Source organism: Xanthomonas sp. JL1 (assembly GCF_038405005.1).
Genome location: NZ_JBBYGR010000069.1, coordinates 1 through 16567 on the forward strand (window position 1 = coordinate 1; position 16567 = coordinate 16567).

Below are 16567 nucleotides of genomic sequence, written 5' to 3' on the forward strand. Positions count from 1 at the left end.
TTCGCTCCACTTGGCAAAGTAGGAATGCACCGTGCGCCACTTCGGAAAGTCACTGGGCAACGCACGCCACGGGCACCCTGTCCGTAGCAGATACAGCACTGCGCACCACACCTCATACATATCCACTGTCACAGGCTTGGTGCGCTTGCGGGCTTGCTCCAGAATCGGGCGGATTTGCTCGAACCGCTCACGGCTCACGTCACTTGGATCGTTCTTCTCGCGCATTCGTGGAGTTTGCATGGTTTGAATAAGATCGTGAACAGGTTCTTAGGGCCATTGGCCCAACGCGCAGCGGGCTTCGCACACGTCGTCGGCGCTTCGTATTGAAGAAGTCGCTCGCGGGCAGATTGACTAAATGTCAGGGCATGAAAACCCATGCCACCAATCCAACTGCGTTACGCACACACTCGCCTTACGCTCATGCCGAAAAGCCCGCGCTGACGGAGGATCAGGCAGCAGCCAGCAGCAGCGGCATGCATCAACCGCTTGGACGACCGCCTAGAAAACGGCAGAGGATAGAGTCGGATGACCCAAGGGCCTCGACGCCCGACAGGCAGCCCTTTACGGCAAGCGATTCAAAGAAAGAGGAAATCGATGCCAGCGAAGGCGCATGGGACAGGCGCTTTCGGCAGGGGCAGACGGCTGCCGTAGGAAACGAGCGCATCAAAACCGAGCGATACCCTGACAAGGTGACCACCGACGTCGGCGCGCCGTCAGCGCAGCATCGGCCACAACGGTCGTCGCAGCATCATGGTGTGGAGGCAAGGGCATTTCTCCGACCGCGCGAACAACTGTCCGAATCGTCCGCCAGAAAGCGACCGCGTGAAGAGCAGGCGCCATCCCGGCAGTCAAAGCGGCCATTCCATGGCATGGGGCTGACGACCGAGGACCTCCGCAGGGCCGAACATGAGCTGGACTGGGCGGCAAAAAAACGGCTACAGGCACAGCGACAGCAACAGCAGCGACAGTTGAGCGAGCCCCACGGAATGGCTCGCAACCACAATGCGGGCCTGTGCGTGTCGATGGCATATGACAACGAGCTGGCGCATCGCATGCGGAACGGGATGGCGCTGCCCTTCCTGGAAGAGAGTGTCAACGCGCAAGTCAACGCGCAGCGCCTGGACAAATATCTTCAGCTGATTGCCACTGCACGGCGTGCCAGGGCAGGCGTGACGCCCCGCGATCTGGATCGTTGCACCGAGCTCGCGGCGCAGTACCTGTCCGGGACCGGATGGTTCGAAGGGGCATCGCTGGCGCAGCTGGCGCATGTGGGCAACAAGCTGAGCAAGCACCCGAACCAGCCCGCATGCATGGAGGCCATCGCGTGGATCGCCGGAGAGCTGACGCAGGCCGATGATTTGGTGGGGCTGGGAGGCTACCCGTCAGCTCTGTTTCTGAATGCCTTCTCGAAGAATCTCGACAGCGGCCGGTGTGAACGCGCGGTGGCGCGTCTGGCACGCCATCTGCGGCGTGAAGACAAAGCCCGACAGACTCTGAATGCGCAGAACATCAGCCTGGCACTCAATGCCTTCAGCAAGTGGTCCGATAACCCGGACTGCCAGGCGGTGGCGCCCCGGTTTGCCGCACTTGTCGCCAGCGACGACCGCCTGCGTTCTGCCATGGATGCCCAGGGCGTGGCGACCGTGCTCAACGCCCTGTGCAAATGGCCCGACACGCCGGACTGTGGGAATGCCGTCAGCGCGCTCGCCGAGCGGTTGGCCGACGAGTCCAGATTGCGCAATGAACTGAAGCCGCAAGAACTGGGAAATGCGCTCAACGCCCTGAGCAAATGGGCCGACACCCCGGTCTGTGCGGCTGCCGCCAGTGCGCTGGCCGAACGATTGGTGGACGATCCCGGCTTGCGCAAGGCCCTGGACCCCATCAACGTGACTCAAGCGCTCAACGCGCTGAGCAAATGGGCCGATCTACCGGTTTGTGCGGAGGCCGCCATCGCACTGGCCGAGCGGCTGGCCGACGACCCCGAGTTGTGCAAGGCCCTGAACGCGCGAGGCCTGTCCACCGCGCTCAACGCCCTGAGTAAATGGCCCGACAACCCGGTCTGCGCGGCTGCCGTCAGTGCGCTGGCAGAGCGGCTCGTCGCCGACCCCGAGCTGCGCAAGGACCTGGAGCCGCAGGGCGTATCCAGCGTGCTCAACGCGCTGAGCAAATGGCCAGACACCCCGGTCTGTGCAGCCGCCGCCAGTGCGCTGGCCGAGCACGTGGTCGACGATCTCGAATTGCGCAAGGGTCTGGACCCGCAAGGTGTGTCCAACGCGCTCAACGCGCTGGCCAAATGGCCGGATCTACCGATCTGTGGGCAGGCCGTCAGCGCGCTGGCCGGGCGGCTGGCCCACGATACCGAGCTGTGCAAGGCCCTGGACCCGATCAACGTGACCCAAGCACTGGACGCGCTGAGCAAATGGCCGGATACACCAATCTGTGGGCAGACCGCCAGTGCGCTGGCCGCGCGGCTGGCCCACGAAAGGAGGTTACGCAAGGCCCTCAAGCCGCAAGAAGTGGTCATCGCGCTCCATTCCCTGAGCAAATGGCCCGACACGCCGATCTGCGCAGAGGCCGCCAGCGCGCTCGCCGAGCGGGTGGTCGACGAGCTCCAGTTGCGCAAGGCGTTCGACGCACATCAGGTTGTCAATACGCTCAAGGCCTTGAGCAAATGGCCTGACAAGCAGCTCTGTGCGGTTGCCGCCAGCGGGCTGGCCGAGCGGCTGGCCGACGAGCCCCAGTTGCCCAAGGACCTGCACCGGCAAGGCGTGGTCATCGTGCTCAACGCGTTGAGCAAATGGCCGGACACGGCGGTTTGTGCGGAGGCCGTCAACGCGCTGGCCGAGCGGCTGGTCGACGAGCCCGACCTGCGCAAGGAACTTGACCCGGTCGACGTGACCAACGTCTTGAACGCCTTGAGTAAATGGCCGGGCACCGAGGTCTGTGCGGAAGTTGCCCGCCTGTTGGCATGGCGCCTGGTCGGCGATCGCCTGTTACGCAAGACCTTCAATTCACTGGACGTGGCCAACGCGTTGAATGCCTTGAGCAAATGGCCTGACACCCCCGTCTGTGCCGCCGCTGCCGGTGGGATGGCCGAGCGGCTGGCCGCCGATCCCGGGTTACGCAAGGAGCTCAATCCAGTAGACGTGGCCAATGCGCTTAATGCCCTGAGCAAATGGCCCCGCACGCCGGTCTGTGCGGCCGTTGCCAGCGCACTGGCCGCACGGGTGGTCGCCGAACCCAGGTTGCGCAAGGCCTTCGACGCGCAGCAAGTGGCCACCGCGCTCAACGCCCTGAGCAAATGGCCCGACAACCAGGCCTGTGCGGCGGCCGCCAACACGCTGGCCGAGCGGCAGCTACGCGAGCCAGATGTGCGCGACGTGCTCAAGCCGCGAGAAATGACCAACGCGCTTAACGCCCTGAGCAAATGGCCTGACACGCCGGCCTGTGCGGCCGCCGCCAGCGCGCTGGCCGCACGGGTGGCCGACGATCCCAGGTTGCGCGAGGCCTTCGACGTGCAGCACGTGGCCACCGTGCTCAATGCCATGAGCAAATGGCCCGACAACGCGGTCTGTGCGGCCGCCGCCGGCGCGATGGCTGAACGCTTGGCCGACGAACCCGAGTTACGCCACACTCTGACCGCGCATGGCGTGGTCATCGTGCTCAACGCCCTGAGCAAGTGGCCCAACGTGCCGGTCTGTGCGGCCGCCGCCAGTGCGCTGGCCGAGCGGCTGGCCGACGAACCGGAGTTACGCAAGGCCCTGAGCGCGCATCGTGTGGCCACTGCGCTCAACGCGCTGAGCAAATGGCCGGACATACCGGTCTGCGCGACCGCTGCCAGCGCGCTGGCCGAGCGGCTGAGCGACGATCCCGACCTGCGCGAGGCGCTGGACGCTTCCAACCTGCCCCAAGTGCTCAACGCGCTGAGTAAATGGCCGGACGTGCCGGCCGGTGGCGAGGTGGTCGACGCGCTGGCCGAGCGATTGGTCGACGAGCCCGCGTTGCGCAATGCGCTCGACCCGATAGGGATGGCCAATGCGCTCAACGCCTTGAGCAAATGGCTCCAGATGCCGGTCTGTGCGGCTACCGTCGAGGCGCTGGCTGCACGGCTGTCCAACGATCCCGGCTTGTGCAAGGCCCTGAGCTCACAAGGCCTCACCACCGTGCTCAACGCCCTGTGCAAATGGCCCGAGATGCCGGTCTGCTTGGCCGCCGCCAGCGCGCTTGCGGAGCGTCTGAGCGACGATCTTGTCTTGCGCAATGCCCTGGACTCGCAAGGCTTTGGCAACGCACTCAACGCCCTGAGCAAATGGCCCGACTCCCCGGTCTGCGCGGCCGCCGCCAGCGCGCTGGCCAAGCGGTTGACCGACGATGCCGGCTTGCGTCATGTCTTCGACCCTATCAACGTGAGCCAAGCGCTCAACGCCCTGAGCAAATGGCCCGGCACGCAGGCCTGCGAGAGCGCCATCGACGTCTTGGCTGCGACGCTGGCCAACGCGCCCGGCTTGCGCAATGCCCTGAGCGCGCAAGGGGTGGCCATCGCGCTCAACGCGCTGAGCAAATGCCTCGCCAGGCCGGTGTGCCGGTCGGCATTCGTGCTGCTCGCCGAGCGTGCAGGCTCGGCCGAGCTGCCTTGGCGGCAGTTCGAGATGCGTGGGATCGCGGTGGTGGCCAACGCGATGTCCCGGCTGTCGCCTCTGGACGAAGAGGACGATGAGCAGTTCCGGACCCTGGCTGTCGCCAAGCTGCAGGCGATGGCCGGGCACCTGGACCTGCACCGCGAGCTGTTTGCGTCCGCTTCGGTCGCCGATATCGGTGTGCTCTTCAAGGCCCTTGCATCGGCGCGGCTGCAGCGCCAGATGCGTTCGCTGGGACAGCCGGCGCTGGAGCGGGTGTCGGCCCTGATCGGGGACGATGGATTACGCCAGACCAGCCTTGAGGGGATCGGCAGCCTGTGTATGGGACTGTTGCCGCTGATCCGCAGTCCGGAGCTCAGCCCCCGCCACCGCGTCCAGGCATTGCGCGTGTTCGACACGTTGCAACCCATCGTCGCGCGCAAGATCGACCTGTACCTGGGCGGCGACGGCGCACGCGCGGCAGCCGCCGTCGAACAGCATGCAACGCGCTGCCCGGCGCTGACCTTCTACCAGGTGCTCAAGGCCTACGCGGTGGTGAGCCGGCAATGGAAGGCGCGCCATCTTGACGGCCCGCGCAAGCAACTGCGCCAGCGCCGCGATGAACTGTTGAAGTGGGTGGACCTGACGCTGGCGTGCACGCGCGAGGCGATCGAGGCGGACCTGGGCGAGATGAGCTGGAACCTGATCGCGCAGATCGAGGCCGGCGACCAGGTGTTCGACGCCCTGGACCTGCGCATGGCCAAGGACGCGCCGGCGATTACCCAGGCCCATCCACCCACCCGCTTCGACCTGGACAGTGGGCGCTTGAGCATGGCCTCGGTTCCCGGCCGGCCGGTGGCGCCGGCGCCCGGCCGCGGCAGCACGACCCATGTGGTGGTCGATCTGGTGGGCAAGGAGCTGTCGACCAACCGGTCCGAATCGGACAAACCGTATTCGCTGTTTGCGCGCCTGACCGGGCTGCCGCTGGTGGAGGTGCAATTGCCTGGTGAGCTATCGACCTTCATGCTGGCGCGCACGTTCAACTACAACGGCGAGCCCTGGCGCTTCGACCTGTTCGGCGGCAGCCGCGCGGCGCGCAGCAAATCCGGTAGCGGCAGCCTGGTGCTGTCTCACAGGAAGGAGTCGGCGTCGCTGTTACCAGCATTCCGCTATGCCGACACCGCCCCGGGTAGCAGCCTGATGCACCTGGCGGCCAAGCTCGCGCCGCAACGCGAGGACTGGTCGCGCATGCAGCGCTCGCTGCTGGAGATGGTGCCCAGCGACCATGTCGTGGAGGGCACGTTGCGCCTGGGCGTGTTCGATGACGTGGAGGGCCCTGCGCATCCGTTCAAGCCGTTGGCCGTGGATGGCACGGCCCTGGCGTTGTGCCCCAACGATGGCTGCGGCTTCCTGAAACTGGAGGTGGCCTTGGCCATTCCGGCCTTCCGCAAGCATTACGATGCCTGGCACGCGGTGCAGGCGAACCAGGCCACCGAGGAGCAGCGCGATCTGGTGGCCAAGGACAAGGGGCCTTCGATGATGCCGGCGCAGGCGTTGCACCATTACCCGCGCGATGCCGCGGCGCTGGAAGAGGCGCACGCGGCGATGCAGGAACGGCTGCAGACACTGGAGCCGGCAGGCGATGATCCGCTGTGGGTGTACAGGCCGCTGATCGGCGGTGGCTACAAGGGTCAGCGGGTGCGTGCGGTGCCTTCGGCCGACGACAAGGTGCATCTGCCGCAGCAGCGCAGCCAGGCATTCGACGTCACGGGCGGCCCGTTGCTGCTCGGCAAACCTCCCTACGACAAGCAAAATCTGCTGCCGGTGCCGGAGCAGCGCATCGCCACCGTGGCCAAGGGCGACGCCACCGCCGCGTTCCTCTCCCAGTGCTTCGGCATCCAGTACAGCTACACCGGTTTCGATGATCGCTCCGGCGTCGATCCGCAGATGCTGCACAGCAAGGGCATGCTGGTGGTGGTGCCGGAGCAGCAGTGGCCGGCCGCGTTCAGCGACACCGACCTGGCCTGCTCCAAGGAAGATCTGAAGACGCTGTCGTGCTGGACAAACGGCCGTGACCGCGGTGCGTTGCCGCGCGACATCCTCAGCACCGGCAGCCTGCGGCTCAAGGACATCGTGGAGCCTGGGCGCCTGGGCGCACTGCCGATCGACGAGTTGCGCAAACGCGACATGGACACCGACGGCGACGACGCCTTCATCTACGCAGGCTATCCCAAGCTGGCTGCGCTGATTTCGCGGGTGATGGATCGCAAGGCCAGGCTCGGTCGGCAAAAGTCCTTCAAGCCGCCGAAGACGGCCACGCCGGCCATCGACCCGGTCAGCGGCCACTACCAGCCCGGGCGGCTGTCGGAAATCATGGCCCTCAAGCGCGGTCAGCGCATCACCTCGGCGGCCGCCACGCTGGCGGCGCGCTTCATGGGGCAGCCGGACGAGCTGCGCGAAGCGATGGCGCGCGACATGATGTTCGGCACCTACGATGGCATCGAGCGCGGGTTGCGCGACGGTTTGCGCGAGCTGCTCGAAGAGCAGGTCCGCGATCCCCAGGTGTTGGCCACGCTGCGCGTGCAGGCGCGCGAGGCGATCAAACGCGCCCACCTGCCCGAGGCGCGTGAAGCTGCCGAGTTGCTGCACGCGCAGCTGCGTGCGCTTGCGGCGGACCCGGCCGCCGACAGCGCCGCGCCGGCGTTGCCCGAGGCCCTGGCTGAGGCGTTTCCCGGCCTGGCCAAGGCCTACGAGGCCGCTTCTGGCGTCGACGCGCGCATCCACGCCATTCTGGACAACTATCCGGTGTGCCGGCTGTCGCATGCGCAGTTCCCGGACGGGCAACCCGGGCTCGTCCCCGGCGAGCCGGAACTGACCATGCGCAACCTGTTCACCATCGCGATCAAGGTCGGCACCGATGCACTGAAGTCCGACACCGGTACGGCACTGTTCGCCAAGATCGTGGAGGCCTGCGAACGGGCCGAGCGGGGCTTCGCCGAGCGGGTCCGCAGCCTGCCCTACAGCAGGGTAACCGCCCGGGCCATGCAGGATGGGCGCTTCGATCCCGAACAGACCAAGCTGCTGCTGCAGCGCATGCCGTCGATGGCCGCTGGCGTCATGGAAGACGCGCTTGAGGCGCTACAGCAGGCCGGCTGGATCGACCGGTCTCAGCCGCCGGCCGAGCGTCTGCGCGACGTGCAGCCGCAGGACATTGCGCTCAAGGCACAGACCTTGCTCGGGCGCGCTCGCCAGATGGAGCCGCAGGTCACCGACATGCTGCAGAACATTGCCGCGCGCCATGGTGGGCAACTGGCCGGCACGCAGCATCAACTGAAGTCATACAGCTCGTTGCAGGAAAAGCTCAAGCAGCGAGTGGCGTTGAAGAAGCAGTCGTTGGAAGAGGCGGCAGCCAGCGTGAACGACGCGCTGCGCTACAGCGTGGTGCTGGAACCGCAGGGCTTTACCGCCGGCCTGCGCGCCGTGCTGGCCGCACTGGACGATCAGGGCCATGCACGGGTCAAGCTGACCAATCAATTCACCGAGTACTCGCCCTCCTTCAAGGCCATCAATCTCACGCTGCGCAGCCCTGAGGGTGCGCTGTGGGAGATCCAGTTCCATACGCCGGAGACCTTCGCGCTCAAGGAGCGTTTCCACGATCTGTACAAGCGCACCCACGCGCTGGCGCTTGGCGGTGCGTCGCGGGCCGAGCAGCGCACGCTGCAGGCGCCTGCGCTGGAGGCCTTCAAGCGCGTGGCCTCGCCGCCAGGGTGCGAGGAGATCGACGACTGGCAGGAAGAAACCGTGCCGGCGTTGGCAGGCACGCCGCCGGCGCTCGCCTCCGAACAGACCCCCGTCAATGCAGGCGCATCGCCGGCACACAGGGTGTTCAATGCCGCCACAGGCAAGCAAGCGTCGCTGACGCCGGTGCTCAACACGCTGGCCGACGGCTTGGGCGCGCGGCTCTGGGGCAACGTGCGCTACAAGGCCAGCCAGGGCCGGATCGAGCAGGTGCAACAGGCGCCGTTCCAGAAATCGCTCGCCTCGATCAAGGACAAGATCCGGCGCCATCTGCGCGCCGGCATGACTGCAGAACAGGCCACGCAAAGCGTGGGCGATGCGCTGCGCTATGCGCTTGAGTTGCCGTCCGAGGGTTTCGTGGCGAAGGTGCAGGCGGCCCAGGACGCACTGCGTCGGCAAGGGATGACGTGCGTGAATCTGCAGAATTACTTTACCTCGGGAGACGGCACCTACCGTGGCATCAATGCCAGCTTCACCGATGCCGAGGGCTACGCGTTCGAAGTGCAGTTCCACACGGCCGAGAGTTTCAACGCCAAGGCGCAAACGCATCTGTCGTATAAGCGGATGCAGTTGGCGCAGGCACGCCTCGACAGGGAGCGGCAAAAACCTCAACCGGACCCGATTAGGCAGGCAAACCTGACGCAGGAGATCGCAGGGCACAAAAAGGCGATGCACGAGATGATGGCTAACGTGAGCAAGCCCGCCTACATCGAGCGTCTTGGAGGCCGCGCATGAGGACCAATCAACGCGCAAGACCTCGCGCACCTGCGGCTCTCAAGCGTCCCGCTGTGAGCCGGACGACAGCTCCGCCCTCAAGCCATGAGCGCCGGGTTCCACGGGTGCGCGAATCAAGCGCGTGAGGCTCGCAGGCGCGGGCGAATGCGTTGATCGCCGTTATGGCGATCGACCGCGAGGTGTATAAGCACGGCGTGCAAACCGGAGGTGTTGCTGCGTGCATGCCGAGCAACCGTGCACCTGAGCGAACACGGGCAACCAGCAGGGATCGGTCCTGCCGCCAGCACAGACGTTTTCAACCGAATCCCGCCGGCCCTCGCCGCGTCGAAGGTCCCTACGGGTCATGCGCGCGCAAGCGGCGTGGTCGTCAGGACGAAGGACGCGTCTATTCCCGCGGCGGCAACACCGACAGTACTTCTTCGATGGTGGTCAGCCCGGCGGCGACCTTCTCCAGCCCGGTGCGGCGCAGCGTGCGCAGGCCTTCGCCGCGGGCAGCCTGGCTGAAGCTGGCAAGTTCCGTGTCCGGGCGGATCAGGGTGCGCAGGTGCGGGGTAACCGGCAGCAGTTCGTACAGGCCCACCCGGCCCAGATAGCCGGTGCGGCGGCATTCCAGGCAGCCGACCGGCGCGTGCACGTTGAGTGGTTCCGGCAGCGCTTCGCCGGGTTCGCGGATGGCCGCCCAGTCGGCGTCGCTGAGCGTGTGCGGGCGCTTGCAATGCACGCACAGCGTGCGTACCAGCCGCTGCGCCAGCACGCCGTTGAGCGTGGAGGCCACCAGGTAATGGGGTACGCCCAGATCGAGCAGGCGGGTGATCGCAGAGGCCGCGTCGTTGGTGTGCAACGTCGACAACACCAGATGCCCGGTAAGCGAGGCCTGCACCGCCATTTGCGCGGTTTCCAGGTCGCGGATTTCGCCGATCATGATGATGTCCGGATCCTGGCGCAGCAGCGTGCGCACGCCGCTGGCGAAATCCAGGTCGATGTTCTGCTGCACCTGCATCTGGTTGAATTCCGGCGCGATCATTTCGATCGGGTCTTCCACGCTGCACACGTTCACATCCGGCGTGGCCAGGCGTTTGAGCGTGGAATACAGCGTGGTGGTCTTGCCTGAGCCGGTCGGGCCGGTGACCAGCACGATGCCGTGCGGACGCTCGACCAGCGCGCTCCAGCCGGCCGCTTCTTCGGGGCTGAAACCCAACTGCTCGATGCTCTTGAATGCCGAATCCGGGTCGAAGATACGCATCACGCACTTTTCGCCGAATGCGGTGGGCATCGTCGACAAGCGCATTTCCACTTCGCGCCCGCCGGGCGAGCGGGTCTTGATGCGGCCATCCTGCGGACGCCGGCGTTCGGCCAGATCCATGCGGCCCAGCACCTTGATGCGGCTGACCACCGCGGTCATCACCGACGGCGGCACTTCCAGCACCTTGTGCAGTACGCCGTCGATGCGGAAGCGCATGCGCCCGGCGTCGCGGCGCGGCTCCAGATGGATGTCGCTTGCCCGCTGTTCGTAGGCGTACTGCAGCAGCCAGTCGACGATATGCACGATGTGGTGGTCGTCGGCGTTGACGTCGCCGGCGCGGCCCAGTTCCACCAGTTGTTCGAAGCTGGGCAGGCCGACGTTGGATTCGGTGCTGCGTGCATCGCTACGCGCGCCGCGCACCGACTGCGTGACACCGAAGAACTCCATCGTGTAGCGATGCAGATCCAGCGGGTTGATCAGCGCCAGCTCGATGCGGCGCCGGCTCAGATGCTGCACGTCGGCCAGCCAGTCCAGCGCCAGCGGCTCGCTGGTGGCGATCAGCACGCGCTCGGCACCCAGCGCCAACGGCAGGATGCGATGGCGGCGCGCATAGGCGTGCGAGACCACGCCGGTCACGGCGGCGACATCGATGCGAGTGGGGTCGATGCGCAGATAGCGTAGCCCGGTGCGCGTGGCCAGCCACTCGGTCAGCCGCTCCAGTCCGAGCTCGCCGGCCGGCGGTTGCGCCGCATGCAATTTCAGATTGGCCAGCAGCACCAGCGGATGCACATCGCTGGCACTGCGCGCGCCGCTGGCGGAAAACTGCACACGCTCGTGTTCGTGGGGCACCACCATGCCGTCGGCCAGCAGGGCCGCAGCCACCGGGTCGAACATCAGCCGGCCGCGCGGCAGCAATGCCACGGCGTTGTCCGGATCGGCGGTGCGCCGCTGTTCCATGCGTGTCTTCCCCTGCAGCGGTGCTCCGCGGCAAAGCGCCGCGGGTCGGCCGGTATACTAGCGCACCCCTTCCGCACGGCCTCTGCTGCATGTCCGATTCCCGGCGCGTTCCAATCACTTTCCAGGGCCTGATCCAGACCCTCAACCAGTACTGGGCCGAACAAGGCTGCGTGCTGATCCAGCCGCTGGACCTGGAAGTGGGTGCGGGCACATTCCACCCGGCCACGTTCCTGCGCGCGCTGGGCCCGGAGCCGTGGAATGCGGCCTATGTGCAACCCTCGCGCCGCCCCACCGATGGCCGCTACGGCGAAAATCCCAATCGCCTGCAGCGCTATTACCAGTACCAGGTGGCGATGAAGCCCAACCCGGACAACATCCAGGACCTGTATCTGGGCTCGTTGCAGGCGTTGGGTATCGATCCGTTGGTGCACGACCTGCGCTTTGTCGAAGACAACTGGGAGTCGCCCACGCTCGGTGCCTGGGGCGTGGGCTGGGAAGTCTGGCTCAACGGCATGGAGGTCACCCAGTTCACTTACTTCCAGCAGGCCGGCGGGCTCGAGTGCAAGCCGGTGCTCGGCGAGATCACCTACGGGCTGGAACGGTTGTGCATGTATCTGCAGCGTTGCGACAACGTCTACGCGCTGGTGTGGACCTACGGCCCGGATGGCGCCGCAGTGACCTACGGCGATGTGTATCACCAGAACGAGGTGGAGCAGAGCACCTACAACTTCGAACACGCCAACGTGGCCGAGCTGTTCCACCGCTTCGACGCCTGCGAAGCCGAAGCCAAGCATCTGGTGGAGGTCGGCCTGCCGCTGCCGGCGTATGAGCAGGTCACCAAGGCCAGCCACGCCTTCAACCTGCTGGATGCGCGCCGTGCGATCAGCGTGACCGAACGCCAGCGTTACATCCTGCGCGTGCGCGCGCTGGCCCAGGGCGTGGCGCAGGCGTATTACGCGCAGCGCGAGAAGCTTGGCTTTCCTGGGGTAAAGCAGTAGCCAGAGCCCCTCTCCTGCGGGAGAGGGGGTGGGGTGAGGGTACGGGGCGCAGCCCTCGTGCACTCAAACTCCACAGAGCCTCGCCCGTACCCTCATCCGCCCTTGCGGGTCACCTTCTCCCAAGGGGAGAAGGACGCAACAAGCCCCTCTCCCCTCGGGAGAGGGGTGAGCGTATGGGGCACAGCCCTCATGCACCCAAACTCCACAGAGCTTCGCCCGTACCCTCATCCGCCCCCTCCGGGGCACCTTCTCCCGACGGGAGAAGGGAATACGCAAAGGTCCATGTCATATGAGCGAACAACTTCCCCTGCTGATCGAACTGGGCACCGAAGAGCTGCCGGTCAAGGCGCTGCCGGATCTGGCGCAGGCGTTTTTCGATGGTGTGCTCAGCGGCCTGGAAAAGCGCGGCATTGCCGTCACCCGTGGCGCTGCCAAACCGCTGTCCACCCCGCGTCGTCTGGCGGTGCTGCTGCCGGGCGTGGCCACCGAGCAGCCGGAGCAGCGCTCCGAAGTGCTGGGACCGTATCTCAACATCGCCCTCGACGCCGAAGGCCAACCGACCAAGGCATTGGCGGGTTTCGCGGCCAAGGCCGGCATCGACTGGACCGCGCTGGAGCGCACCAGCGACGCCAAGGGCGAGCGTTTCGTGCACCGCGCGGTGACCCCGGGCGCGCGTACCGCCGAGCTGTTGCCGGAGATCCTGCGCGAGGCCATCGCCGCGATGCCGATTCCCAAGCCGATGCGCTGGGGTGGGCACGAATACGCCTTCGCACGGCCGGTGCAGTGGCTGGTGCTGCTGTTCGGCAACGAGGTGATCCCGGCCGAATTGCTGGGCGTGCGTGGCGATCGCATCACGCGCGGCCACCGCTTCATGCATGAGGGCGCGGTCTCGCTGGCGGTGCCGGGCGACTATGTCGAAGCCTTGCGTGCGGCGCATGTACTGGTGGATCCCGATGCGCGCCGCACCCGCATCGTCGAAGAAGTGGAAGCGGCCGCCAAGCAGGCCGGCGGCAGCGCGCGCATCAGCGACGACAACCTGGAGCAGGTGGTCAACCTGGTCGAATGGCCGTCGGCGGTGCTGTGCAGTTTCGAACGCGATTTCCTGGCGGTGCCGCAGGAAGCGTTGATCGAAACCATGGAGATCAACCAGAAATTCTTCCCGGTGCTGGACGACGGCGGCACCTTGACCGAGCAGTTCATCGGCATCGCCAACATCCAATCCAAGGACGTGGCCGAAGTCGCCAAGGGCTACGAGCGCGTCATCCGTCCGCGCTTTGCCGACGCCAAGTTCTTCTTCGACGAAGACCTCAAGCAGGGTCTGCAGGCGATGGGCGATGGTCTGGCCAGCGTCACCTATCAGGCCAAGCTGGGCACGGTGGCCGACAAGGTCGCACGCGTGGCAGCGCTGGCGGAAGTCATCGCGCCGCAGGTGGGCGCCGACCCGCTGCAGGCACGCCGCGCTGCAGAATTGGCCAAGAACGACCTGCAATCGCGCATGGTCAACGAATTCCCGGAATTGCAGGGCATTGCCGGCCGCCATTACGCCAAGGCCGCCGGTGAGCCCAGCGAGATTGCGCTGGCCATCGACCAGGCCTACCAACCACGCTTTGCCGGCGACGACATCGCACTGTCGCCGCTGGGCAAGGTGCTGGCGATTGCCGAACGCCTGGATACCTTGGCCGGTGGATTTGCGGCCGGGTTGAAGCCGACCGGTAACAAGGATCCGTTTGCGCTGCGGCGCAATGCGTTGGGGTTGGCGCGGACGGTGATTGAGAGTGGGTTTGATCTGTCCCTAACTGAATTGCTCAAGAAAGCAGTCGGTTTGGTTAATTCCGCTTTGGCTTGGTCGCAAGCTAGCAAACAACAGACAGCGGTTGAGGCTGCCAAGGTGCAAGGTGTCCATGTCGCAGAGCGTCAGAGCGGCGGATTATGGGTGCCAAACGTAGAGGCAACTTCAGCAGAAATCCTCGACTTCATCCTCGACCGCCTACGCGGCTATTACGCCGACAAGGGCGTACCGGCTACGCATTTCAACGCGGTCGCCGCATTGTTCTCCGGCACGTCCGAAGCCGTGACGGCACCGACCGGCGTAGGAGCGCACCCGGGCGCGACCCACGGCTCCCTTTACGACTTCGACCGCCGCATCGATGCCATCGGCATCTTCGCCACGTTGCCCGAAGCCCAAGCGTTGGCCGCGGCCAACAAGCGCATCCGCAATATCCTGCGCAAGGTGGAAGGCGAGATTCCCGGCGACATCGACACTGCGCTGTTGCGCGAACCGGCCGAAGAAGCCCTGGCCGAAGCGGTGGAAGCCGCCATCGGCGCTACCGGCGATGCCTTGCATCGCCACGACTACGTTGCCGTGCTCGCACGCTTGGCGCGCCTGCGCCCACAAGTGGATGCGTTCTTCGACGGCGTGATGGTCAATGCCGAAGACCCGCAGCTGCGTGCCAACCGCCTTGCCCTGCTGAAGAAGCTCGGCGACCGCCTCGGCAGCGTCGCCGCCATCGAGCACTTGTCCAGCTGATGTCCAGTTCGACGGGCGCGCTGCACTGGCAGACGGCGCAGGCCGCGTTGGCACGTCGCGACCTGGGTGTGGCGGGGTCCGCACTGCAGGCGTTGCTGGAGGTCGAGCCGACACATGTGTCGGCGCGCGTGCTGCTGGCCGGCACCGTGCTGGCCAACGGCCGCATGCGCGAAGCGGTGGCGCAGCTGCAGCTGGCCGCACGCGATGTCGACGATGACGTGGCGATGCGTTGCCGCGTGGCGCAGGCCTTGTTGCGCGTCGGCGCACATCGCCAATTGCACGCGCTGCTGCGGCATCCCTCGGTGATGCAGTGCCGCGACGGCGCGACCTTGGCCTTGCTCGCACACGTGCACCAATCCTTGGGCGAACACGTCGACGCCCTGGCGATGATGCAGCGCGCACAGGTCTGCGGATTCGATGGGCCGGACTTCCGTTTTTTTCTCGCAGTGCAACTGCAGTTCAATGGTCGCCTGGATGACGCAGCGCAGGCCTTGGAGCAAACCCTGGCGCTGGTGCCGGGCTACGGCCGCGCGGCACTCACGCGTGCGCGGCTGCGCCGTCAAACCGTCAGCAGCAACCATGTCGACCAATTACGCCAGCAGTTGCAGCGTTCCAAACCCGACAGCGAAGATCGCGCCGGGCTGGCATTTGCGTTGTACAAAGAGTTGGAAGATCTCGGCGACACCGATGCCGCCTGGGACGCACTGCAGCACGGCAATGCGGTCATGCATGCGCGCCTGCGTCACGATGCCGATGCCGAGGCGTCGCTTTACGCACGGTTGGGCACCCTGGCTGAACAAGGTGTGTTCGCAGCGCAGGCCAGCGACGCCGATGCCGTCGCGCTGCAAGGTCCGCAGCCGATCTTCGTGCTCGGCCTGCCGCGCTCGGGCACCACGGTGCTGGAGCGCATGCTGGGCAATCATTCGCAAATCGTGTCGGCCGGCGAATTGAACGACTTCGGCCACCAGCTGCGCTGGGGTGCGGATCAGGCTGGCCGCAGTCTGCTGGACGCGGGATTGCTGCAGGCGTTCCCAACGCTGGATTACACGCAGATTGGCGCGCGGTATCTCGAACAGACCCAGTGGCGTGCCGGACCGGCGCGCTGGTATATCGATAAATTGCCCGCCAATGCGGTGGCGATCGGTGCAATCGCGCGCGCGCTGCCGGGTGCGCTGATCGTGCATCTGGTGCGCGAGCCGATGGCGGTGTGCTTCTCCAACTACCGCGCGCTGTTCGGCGATTCGTATGCCTACAGCTACGACGTGCACACGCTGGCGCGCCACTATCAGGCGTATCACGGGTTGATGGCGCAATGGCGCGCGGCATTGCCGGGCCGGGTGATCGATGTGGACTATACGCAGATGGTGCGCGATCCATCCACGGTGTTGCAGCAGTTGATGGCACGTTGCGGCTTGGACATCGAACCTGGGCAGAGCGACATCACGCGTAATGCGGCGGCGTCGGCCACGCTGAGCAGTGTGCAGGTGCGCGAGGGCGTGCACAGTCGCAATGTGGAGCACTGGCGGCGCTATGCCATGCAGCTGGAGCCGCTGCGGCAAGCGTTGGCAGAGGCTGGCCTGATCGATGCCGGCTTGCATTAACAGCGGCATTTAGATCTTGGGCGCAGCAGCAGACGCGCTGCGAGCGCACTTGATCTGCCTCTACTCCGATGCTTACCAATGCAATCGCCTCG

The 16567-nt window shown here is 65.9% G+C and carries 6 protein-coding genes; 4 read left to right on the top strand and 2 right to left on the bottom strand.

The window, feature by feature from the left end; genetic code table 11:
* Positions 1 to 225: transposase (locus WJW29_RS15735; protein WP_075246442.1), on the bottom strand; the 225-nt coding region annotated here is incomplete at its 3' end.
* Between the two features lie 140 nt (positions 226 to 365).
* Between WJW29_RS15735 and xopAD the strand changes: the two genes are divergently transcribed.
* Entirely contained in the window at positions 366 to 9149 is an 8784-nt protein-coding gene (gene xopAD, locus WJW29_RS15740; protein ID WP_181689916.1) for a XopAD/skwp family type III secretion system effector, read from the top strand.
* Positions 9150 to 9534: 385 nt separating this feature from the next.
* On the opposite strand, the gene WJW29_RS15745 is transcribed toward xopAD, so the two are convergent.
* Positions 9535 to 11349 (bottom strand): GspE/PulE family protein, encoded by a 1815-nt coding sequence (locus WJW29_RS15745; RefSeq protein WP_011260689.1) that lies wholly within the window; start codon positions 11347 to 11349, stop codon positions 9535 to 9537.
* A gap of 89 nt (positions 11350 to 11438) precedes the next feature.
* Between WJW29_RS15745 and glyQ the strand changes: the two genes are divergently transcribed.
* The 3 genes from glyQ to WJW29_RS15760 all read left to right on the top strand — a co-directional run bounded on the left by glyQ (position 11439) and on the right by WJW29_RS15760 (position 16475).
* The gene (glyQ, locus tag WJW29_RS15750; protein WP_012443796.1) at positions 11439 to 12347 is read left to right on the top strand and encodes a glycine--tRNA ligase subunit alpha; all 909 of its coding nucleotides are present in this window, start codon (positions 11439 to 11441) and stop codon (positions 12345 to 12347) included.
* Between the two features lie 289 nt (positions 12348 to 12636).
* Positions 12637 to 14874, top strand: coding sequence for a glycine--tRNA ligase subunit beta (gene glyS / locus WJW29_RS15755; RefSeq protein ID WP_011260687.1), 2238 nt, complete (start codon positions 12637 to 12639; stop codon positions 14872 to 14874).
* Positions 14874 to 16475 (top strand): tetratricopeptide repeat-containing sulfotransferase family protein, encoded by a 1602-nt coding sequence (locus WJW29_RS15760; RefSeq protein WP_011260686.1) that lies wholly within the window; start codon positions 14874 to 14876, stop codon positions 16473 to 16475. Before glyS ends, WJW29_RS15760 begins: the two co-directional genes overlap by 1 nt.
* The last annotated feature ends 92 nt before the right edge of the window (positions 16476 to 16567 follow it).